21 protein-coding genes are annotated in these 20103 nt (G+C 32.3%); 13 read left to right on the top strand and 8 right to left on the bottom strand.

The features are described 5' to 3' along the window. The first annotated feature begins 1 nt into the window (after position 1). The 4 genes from V6624_RS13060 to V6624_RS13045 all read left to right on the top strand — a co-directional run bounded on the left by V6624_RS13060 (position 2) and on the right by V6624_RS13045 (position 3381). Positions 2–853, top strand: coding sequence for a sulfurtransferase (locus tag V6624_RS13060; protein ID WP_338838809.1), 852 nt, complete (start codon positions 2–4; stop codon positions 851–853). A gap of 15 nt (positions 854–868) precedes the next feature. Then, a complete protein-coding gene (locus V6624_RS13055; RefSeq protein ID WP_111283637.1) occupies positions 869–2110 on the top strand; it encodes an ATP-binding cassette domain-containing protein in 1242 nt (413 codons plus the stop codon). Between the two features lie 158 nt (positions 2111–2268). Continuing rightward, positions 2269–2880, top strand: coding sequence for a hypothetical protein (locus tag V6624_RS13050; RefSeq protein ID WP_338838808.1), 612 nt, complete (start codon positions 2269–2271; stop codon positions 2878–2880). Between the two features lie 189 nt (positions 2881–3069). Then, a complete protein-coding gene (locus V6624_RS13045; RefSeq protein ID WP_338838807.1) occupies positions 3070–3381 on the top strand; it encodes a hypothetical protein in 312 nt (103 codons plus the stop codon). 86 nt (positions 3382–3467) lie between these two features. Here the strand turns inward: V6624_RS13045 and V6624_RS13040 are convergent, their stop codons facing one another. Together V6624_RS13040 and V6624_RS13035 are read right to left on the bottom strand one after the other, a co-directional pair. Then, the gene (locus tag V6624_RS13040) at positions 3468–4511 is read right to left on the bottom strand and encodes an RluA family pseudouridine synthase (protein ID WP_338838806.1); all 1044 of its coding nucleotides are present in this window, start codon (positions 4509–4511) and stop codon (positions 3468–3470) included. Beyond that, positions 4501–5118, bottom strand: a complete 618-nt coding sequence (locus V6624_RS13035; protein ID WP_111283629.1) for a PASTA domain-containing protein — start codon at positions 5116–5118, stop codon at positions 4501–4503. Before V6624_RS13035 ends, V6624_RS13040 begins: the two co-directional genes overlap by 11 nt. A gap of 346 nt (positions 5119–5464) precedes the next feature. Here V6624_RS13035 and V6624_RS13030 point away from each other — a divergent pair, with 346 nt between their 5' ends. The 4 genes from V6624_RS13030 to V6624_RS13015 all read left to right on the top strand — a co-directional run bounded on the left by V6624_RS13030 (position 5465) and on the right by V6624_RS13015 (position 8580). Further along, complete coding sequence (locus tag V6624_RS13030; protein ID WP_338838805.1) at positions 5465–6436, top strand: D-alanine--D-alanine ligase; 972 nt, start codon at positions 5465–5467, stop codon at positions 6434–6436. A gap of 168 nt (positions 6437–6604) precedes the next feature. Then, on the top strand, positions 6605–7297 hold the full coding sequence (locus V6624_RS13025) for a DUF421 domain-containing protein (protein WP_111283625.1): 693 nt from the start codon (positions 6605–6607) through the stop codon (positions 7295–7297). 115 nt (positions 7298–7412) lie between these two features. Next, positions 7413–7871, top strand: coding sequence for a pantetheine-phosphate adenylyltransferase (gene coaD, locus V6624_RS13020; RefSeq protein ID WP_111283623.1), 459 nt, complete (start codon positions 7413–7415; stop codon positions 7869–7871). Positions 7872–8001: 130 nt separating this feature from the next. After that, entirely contained in the window at positions 8002–8580 is a 579-nt protein-coding gene (locus V6624_RS13015; protein WP_111283621.1) for a PhnA domain-containing protein, read from the top strand. 508 nt (positions 8581–9088) lie between these two features. Here V6624_RS13015 and V6624_RS13010 read toward each other — a convergent pair. Continuing rightward, the gene (locus V6624_RS13010) at positions 9089–9532 is read right to left on the bottom strand and encodes a hypothetical protein (protein ID WP_111283618.1); all 444 of its coding nucleotides are present in this window, start codon (positions 9530–9532) and stop codon (positions 9089–9091) included. Between the two features lie 198 nt (positions 9533–9730). Beyond that, positions 9731–11095, bottom strand: coding sequence for a DEAD/DEAH box helicase (locus V6624_RS13005; protein WP_338838804.1), 1365 nt, complete (start codon positions 11093–11095; stop codon positions 9731–9733). A 262-nt stretch (positions 11096–11357) separates the two neighbouring features. On the opposite strand from V6624_RS13005, the gene V6624_RS13000 reads away from it, so the two are divergent. From V6624_RS13000 to V6624_RS12990, 3 genes are all read left to right on the top strand, one after another. After that, positions 11358–13085, top strand: coding sequence for a M14 family metallopeptidase (locus tag V6624_RS13000; RefSeq protein ID WP_338838803.1), 1728 nt, complete (start codon positions 11358–11360; stop codon positions 13083–13085). 187 nt (positions 13086–13272) lie between these two features. After that, positions 13273–14685 (top strand): KAP family P-loop NTPase fold protein, encoded by a 1413-nt coding sequence (locus V6624_RS12995; protein ID WP_338838802.1) that lies wholly within the window; start codon positions 13273–13275, stop codon positions 14683–14685. Between the two features lie 103 nt (positions 14686–14788). Further along, positions 14789–14935: a hypothetical protein gene (locus V6624_RS12990; protein WP_338838801.1), complete on the top strand. Its 147-nt coding sequence runs from the start codon at positions 14789–14791 to the stop codon at positions 14933–14935. Between the two features lie 82 nt (positions 14936–15017). Here the strand turns inward: V6624_RS12990 and V6624_RS12985 are convergent, their stop codons facing one another. After that, positions 15018–15437, bottom strand: coding sequence for a helix-turn-helix transcriptional regulator (locus V6624_RS12985; RefSeq protein ID WP_338838800.1), 420 nt, complete (start codon positions 15435–15437; stop codon positions 15018–15020). 165 nt (positions 15438–15602) lie between these two features. Between V6624_RS12985 and V6624_RS12980 the strand changes: the two genes are divergently transcribed. Next, positions 15603–16343: a DUF6882 domain-containing protein gene (locus V6624_RS12980; protein WP_338838799.1), complete on the top strand. Its 741-nt coding sequence runs from the start codon at positions 15603–15605 to the stop codon at positions 16341–16343. A gap of 249 nt (positions 16344–16592) precedes the next feature. Here the strand turns inward: V6624_RS12980 and V6624_RS12975 are convergent, their stop codons facing one another. The 3 genes from V6624_RS12975 to V6624_RS12965 all read right to left on the bottom strand — a co-directional run bounded on the left by V6624_RS12975 (position 16593) and on the right by V6624_RS12965 (position 19450). Next, positions 16593–16988 carry a hypothetical protein gene (locus tag V6624_RS12975; RefSeq protein WP_338838798.1) on the bottom strand — a complete coding sequence of 132 codons (396 nt, stop codon included), beginning with the start codon at positions 16986–16988 and terminating at the stop codon, positions 16593–16595. A 70-nt stretch (positions 16989–17058) separates the two neighbouring features. Next, positions 17059–18405 (bottom strand): hypothetical protein, encoded by a 1347-nt coding sequence (locus V6624_RS12970; protein WP_338838797.1) that lies wholly within the window; start codon positions 18403–18405, stop codon positions 17059–17061. A gap of 406 nt (positions 18406–18811) precedes the next feature. Beyond that, positions 18812–19450 carry an NUDIX hydrolase gene (locus V6624_RS12965; protein ID WP_338838796.1) on the bottom strand — a complete coding sequence of 213 codons (639 nt, stop codon included), beginning with the start codon at positions 19448–19450 and terminating at the stop codon, positions 18812–18814. Positions 19451–19457: 7 nt separating this feature from the next. Here V6624_RS12965 and pyrE point away from each other — a divergent pair, with 7 nt between their 5' ends. Continuing rightward, positions 19458–20102, top strand: coding sequence for an orotate phosphoribosyltransferase (gene pyrE / locus V6624_RS12960; protein ID WP_338838795.1), 645 nt, complete (start codon positions 19458–19460; stop codon positions 20100–20102). The last annotated feature ends 1 nt before the right edge of the window (position 20103 follow it).

Here is a 20103-nt window from a genome sequence, read left to right as displayed (position 1 = left end):
AATGTCTACTATTTCTCCATTAATTACGGCTCAAGAATTAATCGAATTAAATGCCACTTCAAAAATCATTTTAATTGATGCTCGAGCTGGTGCAAACACTTTTGAATCTTATCAAAACGAACATTTAAATGGCGCACGTTTTGTCGATTTAAATCGTGATTTGGCCAATATTCCAGAAAATCCAGCAAATGGAGGAAGACATCCTTTGCCTTCTCATGAAGAATTTTCAGAAACACTTTCTTCATTAGGAATTTCGCCTTCAGATCATGTTGTGGTTTACGATGATAAAAACGGCTCTAATTTTGCCGCACGATTCTGGTGGATGATGCGTGCAATTGGACACGAAAAAATTCAGGTTTTAAATGGTGGTTATCAAACTGCGATTCAAGCTGGTTTTCAGACAAATTCTGAAAATGAGACTTTTGAAAAAACATTATATCCTTCGCAAGAATGGAAATTAGCTTTAGCAGATATAGAAGAAGTCGAAAAAGCTCGTAAAAACGATCAAAATATAGTAATCGATGTTCGTGATAAAAACCGTTACGATGGTTTAACAGAACCTTTGGATTTAGTTGCAGGACATATTCCTGGAGCGATCAACGTTCCATTAACTGAAAATTTAGACGAAAACGGATTGTTTAAATCTACCAATGAATTGTCCGAAAAATACAAAGCAATTCTTGGAAATAAAAAGACAGAAAATACAATTGTACATTGCGGTTCTGGCGTTACAGCTTGTCACACATTATTAGCAATGGATTACGCCGGACTTCCAATTCCTAAATTATATGTGGGTTCATGGAGCGAATGGTCGAGAAACGATCGCGAAATGGCGTTAAAAGAGAATAAATAATATTAAAAAATTACAATGCAACATTGGGATATACTTTTATCGAATCAGGTAAATAAAAAAGCTTTTATAGACAATATATTAAACGGAGAAGCCAAAGGAGAATTAGCCGTTTTTAATAATCAAAAAGGAATTCTTTTCTCTGATATTTCAATTGAAAAATTTATTGAAAAAGAGTTTCAATACGACAGCGTTGAAGCTTCAACAACTTCAAATAGACAATTGCGAACTTTTTCTTCTGGAGAACGCAAAAAAGAGTTTTTACGTTATTGCATTGACCAAAAACCAGATTTTATCATTTTCGACAATCCGTTTGATCATTTAGATCAGGCTTCTAGAGTTGTTTTGGCTAACTCTCTTGAAAAACTAACCGATTCTATTGCGATTATTCAATTATTGAATCGCAATGTCGACGTATTAGATTTTGTTCCGAATAAAGCTTTAATTAAAGACAACTCGTTCGAATTACATCCTTTTGTAAAAAACGAAAATCATTTTAAAACGCTAAATACAGCTTCAATTCCAAAAGCGACAGAAACACATTCTTTTCAAGATAATGTATTAATAAAACTGGAAGATGTTTCTGTAAGCTACGAAGAAAGAAAAATCATAAACAATATTTCTTGGACAGTAAAACAAGGCGAATTTTGGCAATTAATTGGTCCGAATGGTTCTGGAAAAAGTACTATTCTATCTTTAATTACAGGAGATAATCCGAAAGGTTTTGGACAGAATTTATTTTTGTTTGGAAGAAAAAAAGGAACTGGAGAAAGTGTTTGGGAAATCAAGAAACAAATTGGAATTTTCACAACTTCTATGACCGATTTATTTCAAAAAGGCCATACGTTGGAACAAATGATTTTATCAGGTTTCTTTGATTCTATTGGACTTTATACTGAACCAACAACACATCAAAAACAAATTGTAAATCAATGGCTTGAAGTGATCGAAATGACGCATTTAAGAAAAAAGCGTTTTATAGATCTTTCCATCGGACAACAACGTGTTGCATTAATTGTTCGTGCCGTTTTAAAACATCCGCCATTATTAATTTTAGACGAACCAGTTGAAGGTTTAGACGACGAAAATGTAGATTTAGTTATTCAATTAATTAACACTATCAAACAAGAAACAAATGTGAGTATTATTTATGTTTCGCACCGAATTGAACAAGGCCTTGCTCCCACTTCTGTTTTCGAACTTTTGCCTTCAGAAACAGGATCAATCGGAAAAATAAAATATCACTCAGAATTGAATTAGAATGAGTTAATTAGGTAATAGGTCAATTAGATAATTTATCGACAGAACGCAAAGCATATCTGTAGAGACGCACTGCAGTGCGTCTCCGCAACGAATATCCACAATACGTTAGACGTACAGCAATGCACCCCTACGCAATACCGGAACGACACCAAATTATGATAAAGCAAATAAGCATTACATTTATTTTTTTACTGATTTTAAGTTCGTGTTCAAGCACGATATCGACTTCTAAAAAAGAATACATCTTACAGCATTCAAAAGAACTAAAATCAGACTGGACAATCAATTCTAAAGAATGGGTTTTAAAAAATGATACCCTCACAGGAAACGGTTCCCTTTCACCTTGGGGAGTTTTGGTTTCAAAAAAAGAGCTTCCAAAGAATTATGAAATTGATTTTAAAGTCAACATGACAAATGCATCTTTATTCGAAATTATGCTCAATTTAGACAAAGGAAAATACATTCGAACCTACTTGTATCAAATTGATCAAAACATTGTAATTGGCGACGGAATGTATAATAAAAAAGATGATTCGTATGGAAAAAGAGGCGGAAAAACATTGTTTAGAAAACCAATGGAATTACAAAACAATAAATGGTATGCTGTGAAAATTAAAGTTTTAAATAATCAATTATTCTTTTCTGTAGACAACAAAACTTCTTTAGAATGTTCTCTAGAAAAAAGCAATCTAAACCAAAAAGGAAAACTTGGTTTCATAACCAACGGAGAAGTCAAAATAACTGGTTTAACAATTAAAACTTTCTAAAAAGATTCGCTGCGAATGGAAAAATACGAGATAATGCAAAATGGTGATAACGAAATGACTATTTCATTTTATTTCAATAAAAAATCACTAATTATTCCTTGGATAATTTTCTTTTCAATATTACTATTAATCATCTGCAAGTTAAAACCTGAACTATTAGCTGAAACATTTATCTCAATAATCATTGCAATGTCAGCACTCGCATATGTACTATTTAATGATTACTTTGAATGGTACAGAAACAAATTTCATGTGCTTAGTATTAGAAATGAAGATTTGTACATCAATAATAAATTTCATTGCAAATTATTTAAATTACAATCTGTAAATGTTATTTATCTAAACGGAAAATATAGTTTAGGCTGGATGGTCTATTTGGATGTCTTTCCTATTTCTTCTAATGACTACATTATAAAAAAACAATTAAAAGAAAAAGATGCGCATGAAATAGCAGAAAAAATCTCAATATTTCTTGATCGAAATGTCAAAATAGAATCATAAAAAAAAAGCTCCAAAAATGGAGCTTTTTCAATTTTATTCAAGTAATGAAAGAAATTCTCTAATTGACAAATTCTCTAATTTTCTAATTACGATTCATCCTCAACATTATGCGACTTCACATAATTTTGCCATTTCTCGATACAATCCTTAAAATCTTGAGGCAGTTCTGTATCAAAACGCATCATTTCGCCAGTAGTTGGATGAACAAATCCAAGCGTTTTTGCATGCAGCGCTTGACGTGGTAAAGCTTTAAAACAGTTCTCTATAAATTGCTTATATTTTGTAAAAGTCGTTCCTTTCAAAATCAAATGCCCGCCATAACGCTCATCATTAAATAACGGATGACCGATATGTTTCATGTGCGCACGAATCTGGTGCGTTCTACCCGTTTCTAATTTACAAGAAATCAAAGTTACATAACCAAAACGCTCCAAAACTTTATAATGCGTAATAGCAGGTTTACCAATTTCTGGATCATCAAAAACTGCCATTTGCATACGATCTTTCAAATGTCTCGCAAGATTCCCTTCAATTGTACCGCTATCTGCCACAACATTTCCCCAAACTAGAGCAATATACTCGCGCTCGGTAGTTTTAGCCTCAAATTGCTTTGCTAAATGCGTCATTGCAGCTTCTGTTTTAGCCACAACCAAAAGACCAGAAGTATCCTTGTCAATTCTATGAACCAAACCTGGGCGTTCGCTGCTATTCATTGGCAAATTATCAAAATGATGCGCCAAAGCATTTACCAAAGTTCCAGTATAATTTCCGTGACCAGGATGCACAACCATTCCAGGCTCTTTATTAATCAATAAAAGAGCATCGTCTTCATAAACAATATTCAGCGGAATATCTTCAGGAAGAATATGATTTTCAAACGGAGGATGCGACAACATAACCGTTATCACATCAAAAGGTTTTACTTTATAATTTGATTTTACTGGAATTTCATTCACAAAAATGTTTCCATTAGTTGCCGCATTCTGAATTTTATTTCGCGTGGCATTCGGAATCAAATACATTAAATATTTGTCAATACGCAAAAACGCTTGACCTTTTGGGACTTCAAATCTGTAATGTTCGAATAATTCGTCTTCTAGATCTAAATTTTCTTCAATATTATTGTTCATCAGCTGGGGTTTCTACAGGCACTGCAGTACTGTCTGCCTGACTATCATCAACATAACTTGCTTTTCCGTCTCCTAAAACCAAATCAATTTTAGAAGCTTTAAGCACGCGATCTCCTACTTTTAAGTTTCTTCCTTTTAAACGCATTTCCAAAACCATATCTTTTCCAAGATTCGGAATATACGTAATCGTTCCTGGCTCCAAACCTAACGCTTTTAAAGTTGGCACAGCTTCACGATATGTTTTTTCGATCAAATCTGGAATTTTCACAGAAGAAAAACCAGAAGCATTAATCTTAATATAAATTTTTCTACCCACTTTTACCTTTGTTCCAGGCAATGGATCTTGTTCAACAACACTATATTTTGGGAATTCACTTCTGTAATCAACACTATCCAATAGCACATAATCTAAATCTAGTTCATCCAATTTTTCTTCAACTTGTTCTTCAGTCAATTTAGACAAATTCGGAACAGCAATTTCGTGTCCGTGATCAGTTGTAAAAGTCAACCAATGCATAAATAAATAACCAATAAGCGCAATAATTGCTGCCGAAGCAAGCAATTGCAAGAAAAAAACTCGGCTTGTTAAATACTGACGTAAACTCATAAATTTATTTTTAATAGCGACAAAGATAAAGTATTTCGTTTCAAAAAAAATGATAATTTTGTTTAAAACAAGAAAGTGCCATGATTGTCATCCTGAGCAAAGTCGAAGGATAATTTTCAGGAGCTGTTTCCTGCTATCCGCTGTATTCCCGATAAACAAAAACTACGGCTAAAAAGCCTTGTTTTTCTAAATCGGGAGATGCCGCTTCTATCAGGGCTAGGGCACTTGGTTACATAAGAACGTTATTTATTAAAAAATCATATATCAAATTAAAGTTTCAAAACAGATTTAAACGATTTACGGCAAAACCTGAAACTTGAAACAAATTAAAACCTGAAACAAAAACATGAAAAACATTGCCATCATCATGGGCGGCTATTCCAGCGAATACAAAATATCTTTAATCAGCGGGAATGTCGTGTATCAATATCTTGACAAAACAAAATACAACGGATTCCGTATTCACATTTTCAAAGAAAAATGGGTGTACGTTGACCAAAACGATGCCGAATTTCCAATTGATAGAAATGATTTTTCAGTTACAGTAAAAGGTGAGAAAATCACATTTGACTGTGTTTTCAACGCCATTCACGGAACTCCAGGCGAGGACGGATTAATGCAAGCTTATTTCGAATTAATTGGTCTGCCACAATCTTCTTGCGATTATTACCAATCGGCTTTAACATTCAACAAAAGAGATTTATTATCTGTTTTAAAGCCATACGGAATCAAAACAGCGATTTCTTATTACTTGAACAAAGGAGACGAAATTAATACAGCAGAAATCGTTAAAAAAGTTGGACTTCCTTGTTTCGTAAAACCAAACAAAGCAGGTTCAAGTTTCGGAATCTCAAAAGTAAAAACTGAAGCTGAACTTCCAATTGCGATTGAAGTAGCATATAAAGAAGACAACGAAATCATTATTGAAAGTTTCCTTGACGGAACAGAAGTTTCTGTTGGAGTAATCAATTACAAAGGCGAAATTAAAGTTCTTCCAATCACAGAAATCGTATCAGAAAATGATTTCTTCGATTATGAAGCAAAATACGAAGGAAAATCACAAGAAATAACACCAGCGAGAATCTCTGACGAAATGACTAGAAAAGTTGGAGAAACAGCAAAACGTGCTTACGAAGTTTTAAAAATGAAAGGTTTCTCAAGAAGCGAATTCATCATCGTAAACGACGAGCCACACATGCTGGAAATGAACACAATTCCAGGTTTAACAACAGAAAGTTTAATTCCGCAACAAGCAAAAGCAGCAGGAATTTCTCTAGAAGATCTGTTTACAAATGCAATTGAGTTAGCTTTAAAATAGATGCTAAGATACTAAGGCGCTAAGATTCTAAGATTTTAGTGCCTTAATTTTTCGATAGTCAAGCTGAGCGAAGTCGAAGCCATTTAACTTTAAACCTTTGTCACTTTGTACCTTTAAACCTAAGAAAATTAGTCCCTTAGAATCTCAGAACTTTAGCACCTTAAAAAAATGAAAGAAATCTTCGAATGGAATAGACTATTTTTTAATGAATTGCCAGAAGTCTTTCTTTTGGAAGTAATATTTCGTTCGACAGTAATGTTTACTATTTTGCTGCTAACGTTAAAATTGGCTGGTAAACGAGGTGTAAAACAATTATCAATTTTCGAAACCGTAATTATTATTGCATTAGGCTCTGCTGCTGGCGACCCAATGTTTTATGAAGATGTTGGCATCGTTCCTGCGGCAATTGTATTTTTGGTAATTATTGTTTTGTATCGTTCTGTGACATGGCTTACTGGAAAAAGCAAAAAATTCGAAGAATTTATAGAAGGGAAAACCGAGTGTTTAATCAATGATGGGAAATTTTCTGTATCGAGTTTTAAAAAAGAAACTTTGGCACAAGACGAATTTTTCTCAGAACTTCGTGTAAAATCAATAGAACATTTAGGACAGGTAAAACATGCTTTTATAGAACCAAGTGGCGAAATAAGTGTGTTCTTTTATCCAGATGAAAAAGTAAAATACGGATTGCCTATTTTGCCTTCTTTGTTTAATGCTAAGAGCAAATTCATTCCAACCGACGGAATCTATGCTTGTTCGTTCTGCGGACACACACAAGAAGTTAAAAAAGGAACTGCAAAATGTGATATCTGTAAAAGAGAAGAATGGGTCGAAGCGATAAAAACTCTTAGAATAACTTAAAATAAATTCCAAAAAAGAAAAATTCCAAATTCCAAAACAAAGAAAAACTAAGATTCAGCACCATCCAAATAAAACTTAGAATCTTAGCATCTCAGAACCTTAGAAACTTAAAGAAATGCGAAAAGCCATATTCCCAGGATCGTTTGACCCTATTACACTCGGACATGAAGATATTATCAAAAGAGGACTTCCTTTATTTGATGAAATTGTAATTGCAATTGGGGTTAATGCCGAAAAAAAATATATGTTTTCATTAGAAGAAAGAAAACGCTTTATTGAAGAAACCTTCAAAGACGAACCAAAAATTTCTGTTATTACTTATGAAGGTTTAACAATCGATCTGGCAAAAAAACTAAAAGCCAATTTCATCCTAAGAGGTTTGCGTAACCCAGCCGACTTCGAATTTGAAAAAGCTATCGCGCATACCAATAGAAAATTATCAAAAATAGAAACCGTTTTCTTGCTTACAGCTGCAAGTACTTCATTCATCAGTTCGAGCATTGTGCGCGATGTATTGCGTCATGGTGGCGAATATGAAATGTTGGTTCCTGAGGCTGTTAGGGTTACAAAATAAAAACTCCTTAAAAGCCATAGACTTGAAACAGATTTCAAAAGCAGATTTTAATCCGTCAACATCAAGTAATAATATTTGCCAGCGAAGCAAATTATAAGTAATTTCGCATTTTTAAAACAAACAATAAATAATGAGCATCGAAAGAGAATTAAGCAAACGAAGCGGATCTAAATGTGAACTTTGTGGCGCCGAAGAAAATTTAAAAGTTTATCAAGTCCTGCCAACTAAAAAAGGCGGAATTGACGAAGCTATATTAGCCTGTAATACTTGTATTGACCAAATTGAAAATCCAGACAACGTAGATTTAAATCACTGGAGATGCCTGAACGACAGTATGTGGAACGAAAATATTCCAGTACAAGTTGTTGCTTGGAGAATGTTAAGCCGTTTGCGCGCTGCAGGATGGCCACAAGAATTACTAGATATGATGTATCTTGATGAAGATACGCTAGAATGGGCAAAAGCAACTGGAGAAGGCGAAGATGACGAAAATAAATTAGTTCACCGTGACAGTAACGGCGTAGTGCTACAACACGGAGATTCTGTAGTTTTAATCAAAGATCTTAAGGTAAAAGGTTCTAGCATGGTTGCTAAACAAGGAACTGCTGTTAGAAACATCCGTTTAGACCACGAAAACGCTGAATACATTGAAGGAAAAGTCGATGGCCAGCAGATTGTGATTATTACGCAGTACGTTAAAAAGATTTAAAAAAGTTGCTAAGGTTCTGAGATACTAAGATTCTAAGTTTTAGAATACTGCATAATTTAACCGCAAAGCACACAAAGTATACGCAAAGTTCGCAAAGTTTTATTCTCAAAGCTTTGCGAACTTTGCGCTTTTAAAAGCCTTTAAGTAAAAAAACTTAGCGTGCTTTGCGTTAAAATTAAAGACAAAGTTTATCAAGCTGAAAATGAAACATTTACACAAAGTTTTATTCACAAAGCTTTGCGAACTTTGCGCTTTTAAAAGCCTTTAAGTAAAAAAACTTAGCGTGCTTTGCGTTTAAATTAAAGGCAAAGTTTATCAAATTGAAACTTGAAACATTTACGCAAAGTTTTATTCACAAAGCTTTGCGAACTTTGTGCTTTTAAAAGCCTTTAAGTAACAAAACTTAGCGTACTTTGCGTTAAAATCAAAGACAAAGTTTATCAAACTGAAACTTGAAACTAAAAAAAAGCCGTTCAAATTGAACGGCTTTTTATACATATATCGAAAATTATTTTTGAAATAATTTACTGATTTGATCTTTTACGAATGGCTCAGAAACGTTGTTTGTTGCTGCGTCTCTTTCTTTTCCAGAAACCATAAACTGAACTGTAGCTTTGTCTGGAACCACATTACCTGTGTAATGTAACCAAATGTAGTTGTTAGGTAACTCTAATTTGATATCATACAACGGAGAAGCTGTAAATCCGCCCATGATAATGTTGTATAAAGAGTTATAAGCATTATCTATGTTCTTGAATGAAAATTTTCTCAAAGTCGAATCATCATCACTTTGAACGATAGTGTAATACACAGTGTATTCGTCACCAATTTTCTGAATGTAGTTGTTGTTTACTTTTCCTAATTTTTCTACAGGAACTGTTTCTAGAACCTTAACCTGTGCAAACGAAACAAAACTAAAAAACAATGCGGCAAGAGTAATAATCTTTTTCATATAGTATTTGGGGTTTACAATTTTACGAACACAAAAAAACATAGAAATATTGAAAAAACCCCTATCAATTCATTATTTTTTTAACATAAAATTGTAAAAGTTAGTTACACAAAAATAAAACACTGAAAAACAATAAGATAAAAACTAAAATTTCATGATACAAAATCCATTTTTGTACTAAAAATCATTTAATTTAAACTAATATTTTCCTCTTTTCTCCTCTTCTACTTTCTTGATGACATTACGGGCAACTTCGATTTTAAACTTCTTTCCTTTCATTTTTTCATCTCTGATGTTTTTTAGCAGATCTTTTACTTTATTGTACTTTACTGCTGCAAACGAAACAAAATCTTTAACTTCAATTAATCCTAAATCTTCTTTCTCTAATTTTCCTTTTTGAGAAAAGAACCCAACAATGTCAAATTTGTTCAGTTTAGTCTTTTTTCCGCCACTGATATAAATAGTTTGAAATTGAGGCGGATTTGGAAGCGAAACTTTTCCTTCAACGTCCAAAACCTCCATTTCATAATCAATGTAGTCTAATTGTTTTTCACTTTCGTGAATAATAACATACGCCGTTCCTGTTGCTTGCATACGCGCTGTACGGCCATTTCTATGCGTAAATTCGTCTTCTTTTAATGGGAGATGATAATGAATAACGTGTTTCATTTCTGGAATATCCAACCCTCTTGCAGCCAAATCTGTGGTTACAAGATAAGTTACACTTCCATTTCTAAACTGAATTAAAGCACGCTCACGTTCTTCCTGATCCATTCCGCCATGATAATACACAGAATAAATTCCTTTTTCGTTTAAAGTATCGCTAATACGTTCTGCGGCATCACGATGATTACAGAAAATAATTGCTGATTCTGACTTTAAAGAACATATCAAATTGAATAAACTTTGCAATTTATCTTTTGCTGGCGAAATCACCATTTTCATCGAAAGATTTGCTTTTTCTTCTTCCTCTGGAATAAAATCCAAAACAACCGGATTGACAACTCGTGTGTATTTCGGAATTTCGATATCTGAAGTTGCCGAAACCAAAACGCGTTTGTTTACTCTAGATAATCTTCCAATTATAAACGACATTTGTTCGTGAAAACCTAATTGCAGCGATTTATCAAACTCGTCTAAAATTAAAGTCTGAATTTTATCTGTTCTAAAAGTTTCTCTTTCTATATGATCAGCAATTCTTCCAGGCGTTCCTATTAAAACCGCCGGCGGATTGCTTAAGTTTTTGATTTCAGTTTCAATTGAATGTCCGCCATAACAAATATTGACTTTGTATTGCGTTCCCATTTTTTTCCAAACCTGTTCGATTTGAAGTCCAAGTTCGCGTGACGGAACCAAAATCAAACACTGAACAGACAATACTTCTGGCTGTAACAATTCTAAAATAGGAAGCAAGAAAGCCAATGTTTTTCCAGATCCTGTTGGAGAAAGTAATAAAGTATTGTTTTCGTTTAAAATAGCATCGTGTGCCATTTCCTGCATTTCGTTCAGACTCTGAATCCCTAAATTCGAAAGTATATCGTTGGAATGGTGTTTTTTATTCATTTTGCAAAAGTAGGTAAAAAAGTTGTTTCTAGTTTTTCTTGTTTCATGTTTCAAGTTTATTTAGCTGCAAAGTGTGTAAAGATTCTGTTTCACGCAGATTTTGCAGATTCGGGCAGATCAAAAAAAGATTTTTTAATTAAAAATAAAATCTGCTTAAATCTGTAAAATCTGCGTGAAACCATTAACCACAAGCATATCAACCTGAAACCTGAAACTTGAAACAAATAAAACTATTATATTTGATCATCAAAAAACCAAACCCATGAAACTTTTTACATTTCTCTTTTCACTTCTCACTATAACCATTACTGCTCAAAACAACAAAAAATACGATACGTTTTTTGAGAAAGGAAACGGAAATCAATCGGCTTCTTATCAAGAAACTATCGCTTATTTTAAAATGCTTGCCGCTGATTTCCCAACGATTCAAATGAAAGAAATGGGACTGACAGATTCTGGCGAACCTTTGCACATGATTACTTTTAATCCTGACAAGGAATTTGATTTTGACAAAATCCAGAAAACTAAAGCCGTTTTGTTTGTCAATAACGGAATCCACGCTGGAGAACCTGACGGAATCGACGCTACAATGCAATTCTACAGAGATTTGGCAACAGGAAAAATGAAAGCACCAAAAAACACCGTTTTGGTTACGATTCCAGTTTATAATATTGGCGGAGCTTTAAACCGAAATTCGACAACTCGTGCGAATCAAGATGGGCCTGAGATTTATGGTTTTAGAGGAAATGCCAGAAACTATGATTTGAATCGTGATTTAATGAAATCGGATACTCGAAATACGAAGAGTTTTGTGGAGGTTTTCCAAAAAATAAATGCCGATGTTTTTATCGATAATCACGTAAGTAATGGTTCTGATTATCAATACAAACTGACGTACATCATGACACAGCACAACAAACTGGGAAAAGTTTTAGGTGATTTTATGAATGATGAAATGATGCCAGCTTTGGTAAAAGATCTTCAGAAAAAGAAAATCGAAACTACGCCTTATGTCGATTCGTTTAAAGATACGCCAGACAAAGGTTTTGGACAATTTGTTGATAGTCCGCGATATACAACGGGTTATACTTCATTGTTTAATACGATTGGTTTTGTGGTGGAAACGCACATGCTGAAAAAATATGCAGAACGCGTAAAAATGACGTACGAATACATGAAATCGACTATGGATTTTACCGATGCGAATTATCAAAAAATAAAAGATTTACGAGTAAAAAATTTAGAACAATATCTGCCAAAGAAATCATACACTTTAAAATGGGAATTGGACAGCACAAAAGCGACAACTTTTTCGTTTTTAGGTTATGAAGCAGGTTACAAAAAAAGTGAGGCTACAACTGGAAATCGTTTGTATTACGACCGAAGCAAACCGTACAAAAAAGATGTTCCGTATATAAAAGAATTCAAATCGCAAAAAGAAGTTGCTATTCCATCTGCTTATATCATTCCGCGTGGTTATTGGAATATTATTGACCTTTTGAAAAACAATAACATTTCGTTTAAACAAATTAAAAACGATACAATTATTGAAGTCGAAAGCTACAAAATTGCCGATTTTAAAACCGTTCCTTCTGCTTACGAAGGGCATTATTTACATAGAAATACAACGGTAACATCTAAAATCGTTAAAATGGCTTTCGCCAAAGGGGATTATATTGTTCCAACAAACCAAAAAGGTGTAAAATATCTTCTAGAAGCTTTTGAACCAGAAGGCGTAGATTCGTTCTTTAATTGGAATTTCTTTGATGCCATTTTACAGCAAAAAGAACATTACTCAGAATATATTTTTGAAGATACTGCTGGACAGCTTTTAAAAGAAAATCCGTCACTAAAAGCAGAATTAGAAACTAAAAAACAAAACGACCACGAGTTTGCTAAAAACGCCCAAGCGCAATTGGATTGGATTTACAAGCATTCTGTTTATTATGAAAAAGCGCATATGCAGTATCCTGTTTATCGTGTTTTGTAGATTTTTTTTGCCTGTTTTTTTAACGCAAAGTGCGCTAAGATTTTTTTGATTTCCATTAGTTTTTGTTTGCGATAAGAACGCAAAGCTTTGGGTTAGAACTTTGTCAAAGTTGTATTATGGTTTTCCGTAAAAACATTTTATTTTAAAATTTTACATTTGAAATTCTAAATTTTAAATCTAAGTAGCAATGAATATTAAACACAAAGAGATAATTATCGAAACTGAAAATCCATTTGCAAATTGTAAATTGGACAGAAAAAAGTATTCAGAAGTTTTAACTGGAATTATTGAGGCTTATTCTGAAGGTTTTGTTCTTGCTATAAATAATAAATGGGGAACTGGAAAAACAACATTTATTAGAATGTGGGAACAAGATTTAAAAAATAATGGCTTTCAAACGGTATATTTTAACGCTTGGGAAAATGATTTCGAAAATAATCCTCTAGTAGCTCTCATGGGAGAATTAAAAACTTTAACAAATAAACCTACTGATCCAGCGTTTCAAAGAATATTAAAAAAAGCTTCTATTTTATCAAAACATATAATACCTATTGTAGCACAGTCAGTTGTTGATAAATATATAGACACTAAAGGAGTTAAAGATGCCATTGTAGAAGCATCTAAAGGTGTTGCAGATTTATTTGAAAATGATGTAAACCAATATTCGAACAAAAAGAAAAGTATTCAAGAATTTAGAACTGAATTATCACATTACATAGCCAATACTAATAATGGAAAACCATTAATATTTATAATTGATGAATTAGACAGATGTAGACCAAATTATTCAGTTTCAATTTTAGAACAAATAAAACATTTCTTTTCAATTCCCGATATTGTATTTATACTATCAATCGATAAAGAACAGCTCGGAAATGCAGTTCGTGGAGTTTACGGAAGTGATAGAATCGATTCTAATGAATATTTAAAACGTTTTATTGATATCGAATATTCAATTCCAGAACCCGATAAAGATATTTTTTATAAATATCTTTATTCTTACTTTGACTTTGATGATTTTTTAGAAAATAGCGTAAGAAAAAAACATTCAGAACTAGCATCAGATAAAAGATCTTTTTTAGAATTTTCAGCCATTTTATTTTCAAGTGATTCTGTCACTCTTCGACATCAAGAAAAAATATTTGCGCATTGTCGCTTGGCACTGAGAGCATTTGGAGAGAATATGTATCTAATTCCAGAAGTATTTCTATTTCTAATCCACACAAAAGTTCTTAATGAAGAATATTACAACAATATTAAATTCAAAAAATTATCAATTTCTGACCTACAAGGAAAATTTTATCAAATTATTAAAAACAAACTAAATGAAGACACTGAAAGATTACTTATGTGGCTTGAAGCATATCTAATATTATTCTATTCTAATTATATAAATAAGTTTGGCAGAATGAATAATATATACAAATATGATTCTGACCAACGAAAAAACATTTTATTAGTTGATTCAATTATAAATAATTCAAATAAGGATAGATTTTTGGATATTTTTGAAAATATTGAGCGATCGAGAAATGGCGGAAGTCTTGATTTAAGTCACTTTATAAAAAGAATTGATTTAACAGAATCTATAATCAACTAAATAAATCTCAAAAAAAAACAATAACAAAAAACTATGGTTATTTTTGTTTTAATAAAATTTATTTATAAATTTGATTATTATTAAGTTAAAAAATATATTAATCATGGATTCTGAACTAAAAGATATTATTTACGAACTTACATCAGAAGTAAGGAAATTAAGAGATGAAGTAAAAGAGCTAAAAGAAACAACTAAAGAAGTAAGTTCAAAACTTTATATAACGAATGAACATCTTAGCACTCTTAATTAAAAAGATGGTAAAAACAAAAAGATAAAAGCCTAATAAAAACAATTTTTATTAGGCTTTTCTATATTCCAAAAAGAACAAAAACTTATTTATCCTTCAATATTTTTTCTAAATACTCCACTTTATCTTTTTCAGCTTGAACCAAACGTTCGTAAAGCTTTTTATTTTCTTCGTAAGCTTCAATCAATTTCTCTAAAGGATTAAAAGTAAGATTATTGCAAGAGTTATTTAATATTTGTCCTTGTGCGCTATTATCGTAGAAATTATTGAAATAATTAATCGCCGCTTCCTCTGAAAAGTTTTTCAGCGCTTCAACATTTACTCCCAAAGCTTTTGCAATCTGTTTTAGCTTTTCATCATCTATCGTTTCACTATTTTCTAAAGCAGAAATCGCTTGTTGGTTTGTTCCTAAAGCCTGAGCCAAAGCTTCTTGCTTCATGTCACGAAGTTCACGAATTCGGCTTATTTTTCTTCCTATATGGCTTGGTTTTGATAGTGTGCTCATAATTCAATAATATTAGGGTAATAACAAGCAATGTATTTTGTTATTGCATCTTGAACAAAAATACAATAAATATTGATGAATTATTGTAATTAATCATTTTCCTACTTATTTTTAAAATTATATATTTGAAATCAATAATTTCATAAACAATAAAAGCCTCAAGAAATGGGAATATTCGATAATCTCTTCAAAAAGAAAGAAGAAAAAACAGCTTCATCAAGTACTCAAAACAATCAAACTATCAGTTTTACTTCTGAAAATAATTTTTTAGAGAAATTTGGAGCTCTTGCCTTAGAAAAACAGAGAAATCTATACAATGTAACAGGAGGACTTTCTTGGAATGTCAATATGGACGCAGAAGAAATTACTTTTGGAGATGATCTTACTTTTCCAATGCAGGTTTTGGGTTCATTTTCGCATTCGTCAGAAACTTGGCTTTGGCTTTGGGACAATAAAGCGGGCGGTTATGCAGAATCTGTTATGCAACAAGCGCTTTCATTAAAAAAATACGGAGAAGAAAATAATATTGATTTATTAAGCGTTGGAAAATTTGACGCTGTTCCAAACGATTTACATCTTATTGGGATGATTGCTACTACAATGTTTAATTTGAGCGGTTATTATCTTGGAAATTATGGTCAGGGAACAATGGTTGTTACCCTTAAAGATGATTCGATTGACAATACTGAAAGTGAGGAATTCTCAAGAATTTTGACCGTTTTTCCAGAATTGATTTCGACTTTTGAAATTCAAAATCATAAAAATGCTTTTACCAATTATCTTTCTAAAAAAGGTTTTGAATTGAGTTTGAACGGAAATGAAATTAAAGCGGAAAAGAATGGAAATGTTATTAATGCAGTTTTTAATGACAATAATCTTTTGACAAGCTTAAATGGTAATTCTTAAACTTAGAATACTTAATAATCTATAAAGATCTTCTGAAACCGAATGCCCGCGTGAGGGATAGAAGCAAGCTACCGAAGTAGCGCGGATAGCCCGACAGCAATAAAAAAAAGACCCAATGAACACAAAGTTGATTGGGTCTTTTCTTTTATTGGTGGCACGTCTAAAATAATTAAATTTTAAAATTACTATTTCTAATACAAGCAAAAGTTTGAAAAATAATTTCGAAGTTTGAAATTTTAAAAAAATATATTAATCATAAATTTCAACTATTGGATTTACTTTAATAAATTCTGTTCTATCATTCTTTTTTCTAACTAAATAAACTGTAGCATTACTAAAAAAGTTCACCAATTCAGCATTGTTTAATTTATTCTTTTTGTTTTTATTGTAATATTTTGAATCTCTTACAAAATCTTTTAGGCACAGTATTTCTTTAGGCCGTAAATCATTTAAAACTTCAACCCCTTTAAAATAAAACTCTTCATCTTCATTTTTATCTTTTAACAAAAACTTATTTGGTTTAGTCTTGGATTCTTTAATATATGAATCATCTAATTTAAAAAATAATGTGCCATTGAATTTTTCTTGAGCATATAAGCTGAATCCAAATAAAAATATAGCTAATATATATATATGTTTTTTCATAACTCGATTTAAAAAATAGGTAATTGAACTTAGGTAACTAATATACAAAAAGTATTGCTATTAATACATTTTACGGACAAGGAACTGTTTTGCCTAAAATAGGCACTCTGTTTGCCAATGAATTAATAGATGCTTTTTTATCTGGTGTCAAATCTGCCCAAGCTTTTACATTACTATCTTTTAAACCTCCCCACGCCAGAGCTTCATAGAAAGCATCACTTGGAACTTCACCATAATAATTCACATAGTTGTTATAATCCGTACTTAATACTGTTTTATGAAACGCTTTTAAAGCATCTTTCATACTACTAAGGTAAACTTGCGCCATTGCATTGTGCTGGTTTTCATATGTTTCAAAAACTTTTTTAAAATCACTTGCATCAATATCTTTAGAATTTGTTGTATTTAGCTTTCGATACATATCTGCATGTATATATTCGTGCAAGATTATTCTAGCACATTCCAAAGCCGCAAGTCCGTCCAATCTACTTGTACTTATTTCTATCGTCATAAGACTATTCACCTTATCAAATCCTGTAGTCCCGTTTACTTCTTGGTTAGTTGATGAATAAACCTTCGGAAGTGAGACAATTTCAATATTGAATTCTGATTTTCCGGTAAATTGATTAAATATATTTTGGACAAAATTATTTCCATTAGTACTCAAAAGACCATTTATACATTTAGCTTTTCCTGTTAGATTGTCTATAATTTTCATAACTGGTGCTGAGGGCGTACTTCCACTATTACCGCCGCCTCCCCCATAACTAGGCATTGTTGGTTCCTCTGTACTTCCTCCTGCTTCACAATATACCAAACTTATTGGTTCAAAATGTCCATCCTCATACCAATAGCCATACCAAACACAATCTAGAGCTTCTTCTCTCATTTTAGAAGTAAGCGATGGTTTAAGTACATCGCCTTTTTGAAACTTCAGTTTGGAAATGTTTTTTTTAGCTAAATCTTGAACAAAAACTTTACCATTAAAATCATTTTGAATTTTATAAAAATTAAAATCTTTATCTATAAAGTTTGCATTTATTTCATCTGTAAAAATTTGGACATAATAAATTTTAAACTCACTTTCACCTTCTTTAATAAACATCAATCTATGATGGTCATTATGCAAGTTAGCTTTCTCATTTGATGTACTTAAATCATCTACTAAAGTAAACGGTACTTCTACTACCTTCCCATCAATCCCGTCTGAAATAATTGCGTCCTCCCATTTTAGGTTTTCAATATATTTTAAAATGGGTGAATTGTAATCTTCTTTGTGGTTCGCATACCAAATTTTAGCTTCATTGGTCGACTGAATATTTGATGTCTCGTCCGCTTCATTTGTGACACAATTCGTCATTAAAAGTAAAAAACTCAAAAGCAAAACACTTTTAAGCAGTTTTGCAATTTTTATCATATTAGTGTAATTTATTTTATGAACGAAAATACATCTAATAAATATAAGTCTAATACGGGATTCCGTAATGAAATAAAAAAACATTTTACTACATCATTAGAAAAACACCTACTAGAAAATTACTTAAGTAACAATATTTTAGACCTTAGAAATGAAATACACAACCATATCAACGAAATCGGAATTGAAAAAGAATCAAAAATTGAAATCCTAGCCAATTAAACAAAGTTGATTGTTTTTTTAATTGGTTGGCACGTCAAAAAGATAACCAACAGGATGGATTAATCTCGATGATTTAAACCTATTTTAAAAAAAAAGACCCAATGAACGCAAAGTTGATTGGGTCTTTTCTTTTATTGGTGGCACGTCCTAATCTAAGATTCTGAGATGCTAAGGTTCTAAGTTTTTAAGATTCTAAATTTTCTTTTTTTGCTTTTAAATCTGCTGGAACTTTTTTGTCTTCTTCAAACAATAATTTAATGTTTTCGTATGAATTTTTAAGTGCTTCTTTGATTTGTTCTGGGTTTAACCAAGCAACTTTTTCGATTCCTTCTTCAAGTTGTCCGTGTGGTGTACCTTCAAAATCAGACTGCATTTCGAACCAATGCGTGATTTTGAGTTTGTATTTTCCGTTGCGCTTAAAGATATGATAGGTTTTTTGGAGTTTATTCGTAATACGAAGCTGGTTTACTCCTGTCTCCTCTTCTACCTCACGCATAGCCGTCGCTTCAATGTCTTCCCCTTTCTCGATTCCGCCTTTTGGCAAGTCCCATTTTCCGTTTCTAAAGATAAACAAGACTTCGCCTTTCTTATTGTAGACAAAGCCTCCGCCAGCTTTATTAACCGGAATTTTGGCTTTTAGGGTTTTCATCATCTCACTTTCGTCGGGATGATATAGAATGGCTTTTTGAATTTTATTTTGAAAAATTTTTATAATAAGCTGTTCGATATCAATACTCTCCAACAAGAACAATTGGAAATCTGTTTCCTTTGAGATTTCATTTGTCAAAAAAAGTGGTTTGTCGTTTACAAAAACTTTATACATTTGTACTATGATTTTTAATAAAGATACTGCCGAAAAAACAGCCGAATTGCTTTTGCAAATAAATGCAATTAAATTGAATCCCGAAAATCCTTTTACATGGGCTTCTGGTTGGAAATCTCCTATTTACTGCGATAATAGGTTAATTCTTTCATTTCCGAGCATCAGAAACTATGTTCGTGATGAGTTTGCTAAAAACATCGAAAAACAATTTGGAAAACCTGATGTGATTGCTGGTGTTGCTACTGGAGCTATTGGAGTTGGAATTTTGGTTGCCGAAAGTTTAGGTCTTCCTTTCGTATATGTGCGTCCGGAACCAAAAAAACACGGTAGACAAAACCAAGTGGAAGGTTTTTTACAAAAAGGACAAAATGTTGTGGTTGTCGAGGACTTAATTAGTACTGGAAAAAGCAGTTTAATGGCTGTTGAAGCTTTGAGAAGCGAAGGTGCTAACATAAAAGGTATGGCGGCTATCTTCACATACGGTTTTGGTGTTGCCGAAGAAAATTTCAAAGAAGCTAATATTGATTTATTCACTTTAAGCAACTACGAAAACCTTCTTAGTTTAGCAGTTCAAAAACAATATATAACAGAAGATCAGCAATCGACTTTGTTGGAATGGAGCGAAAGCCCTTCTACTTGGGGACAGGAATAAG

It is taken from the genome of Flavobacterium ginsenosidimutans (assembly GCF_037478105.1).
GTDB classification, from domain to species: domain Bacteria; phylum Bacteroidota; class Bacteroidia; order Flavobacteriales; family Flavobacteriaceae; genus Flavobacterium; species Flavobacterium ginsenosidimutans.
The sequence above is the reverse complement of the archived record's forward strand: the minus strand, read 5'-3'. Positions and strand labels throughout refer to the sequence as shown.

Coding starts and splice junctions, on each gene's coding strand:
- V6624_RS13025 (WP_111283625.1), top strand. CDS start 6,605: ATGAAAGAAATCTTCGAATGGAATAGACTATTTTTTAATGAATTGCCA.
- V6624_RS13040 (WP_338838806.1), bottom strand. CDS start 4,511: ATGAACAATAATATTGAAGAAAATTTAGATCTAGAAGACGAATTATTC.
- V6624_RS13005 (WP_338838804.1), bottom strand. CDS start 11,095: ATGAATAAAAAACACCATTCCAACGATATACTTTCGAATTTAGGGATT.
- V6624_RS13015 (WP_111283621.1), top strand. CDS start 8,002: ATGAGCATCGAAAGAGAATTAAGCAAACGAAGCGGATCTAAATGTGAA.
- V6624_RS12970 (WP_338838797.1), bottom strand. CDS start 18,405: ATGATAAAAATTGCAAAACTGCTTAAAAGTGTTTTGCTTTTGAGTTTT.
- V6624_RS12985 (WP_338838800.1), bottom strand. CDS start 15,437: ATGAGCACACTATCAAAACCAAGCCATATAGGAAGAAAAATAAGCCGA.
- V6624_RS13060 (WP_338838809.1), top strand. CDS start 2: ATGTCTACTATTTCTCCATTAATTACGGCTCAAGAATTAATCGAATTA.
- V6624_RS12975 (WP_338838798.1), bottom strand. CDS start 16,988: ATGAAAAAACATATATATATATTAGCTATATTTTTATTTGGATTCAGC.
- V6624_RS13030 (WP_338838805.1), top strand. CDS start 5,465: ATGAAAAACATTGCCATCATCATGGGCGGCTATTCCAGCGAATACAAA.
- V6624_RS13050 (WP_338838808.1), top strand. CDS start 2,269: ATGATAAAGCAAATAAGCATTACATTTATTTTTTTACTGATTTTAAGT.
- V6624_RS13000 (WP_338838803.1), top strand. CDS start 11,358: ATGAAACTTTTTACATTTCTCTTTTCACTTCTCACTATAACCATTACT.
- pyrE (WP_338838795.1), top strand. CDS start 19,458: ATGATTTTTAATAAAGATACTGCCGAAAAAACAGCCGAATTGCTTTTG.
- V6624_RS12995 (WP_338838802.1), top strand. CDS start 13,273: ATGAATATTAAACACAAAGAGATAATTATCGAAACTGAAAATCCATTT.
- coaD (WP_111283623.1), top strand. CDS start 7,413: ATGCGAAAAGCCATATTCCCAGGATCGTTTGACCCTATTACACTCGGA.
- V6624_RS12990 (WP_338838801.1), top strand. CDS start 14,789: ATGGATTCTGAACTAAAAGATATTATTTACGAACTTACATCAGAAGTA.
- V6624_RS13035 (WP_111283629.1), bottom strand. CDS start 5,118: ATGAGTTTACGTCAGTATTTAACAAGCCGAGTTTTTTTCTTGCAATTG.
- V6624_RS12965 (WP_338838796.1), bottom strand. CDS start 19,450: ATGTATAAAGTTTTTGTAAACGACAAACCACTTTTTTTGACAAATGAA.
- V6624_RS12980 (WP_338838799.1), top strand. CDS start 15,603: ATGGGAATATTCGATAATCTCTTCAAAAAGAAAGAAGAAAAAACAGCT.
- V6624_RS13055 (WP_111283637.1), top strand. CDS start 869: ATGCAACATTGGGATATACTTTTATCGAATCAGGTAAATAAAAAAGCT.
- V6624_RS13045 (WP_338838807.1), top strand. CDS start 3,070: ATGTCAGCACTCGCATATGTACTATTTAATGATTACTTTGAATGGTAC.
- V6624_RS13010 (WP_111283618.1), bottom strand. CDS start 9,532: ATGAAAAAGATTATTACTCTTGCCGCATTGTTTTTTAGTTTTGTTTCG.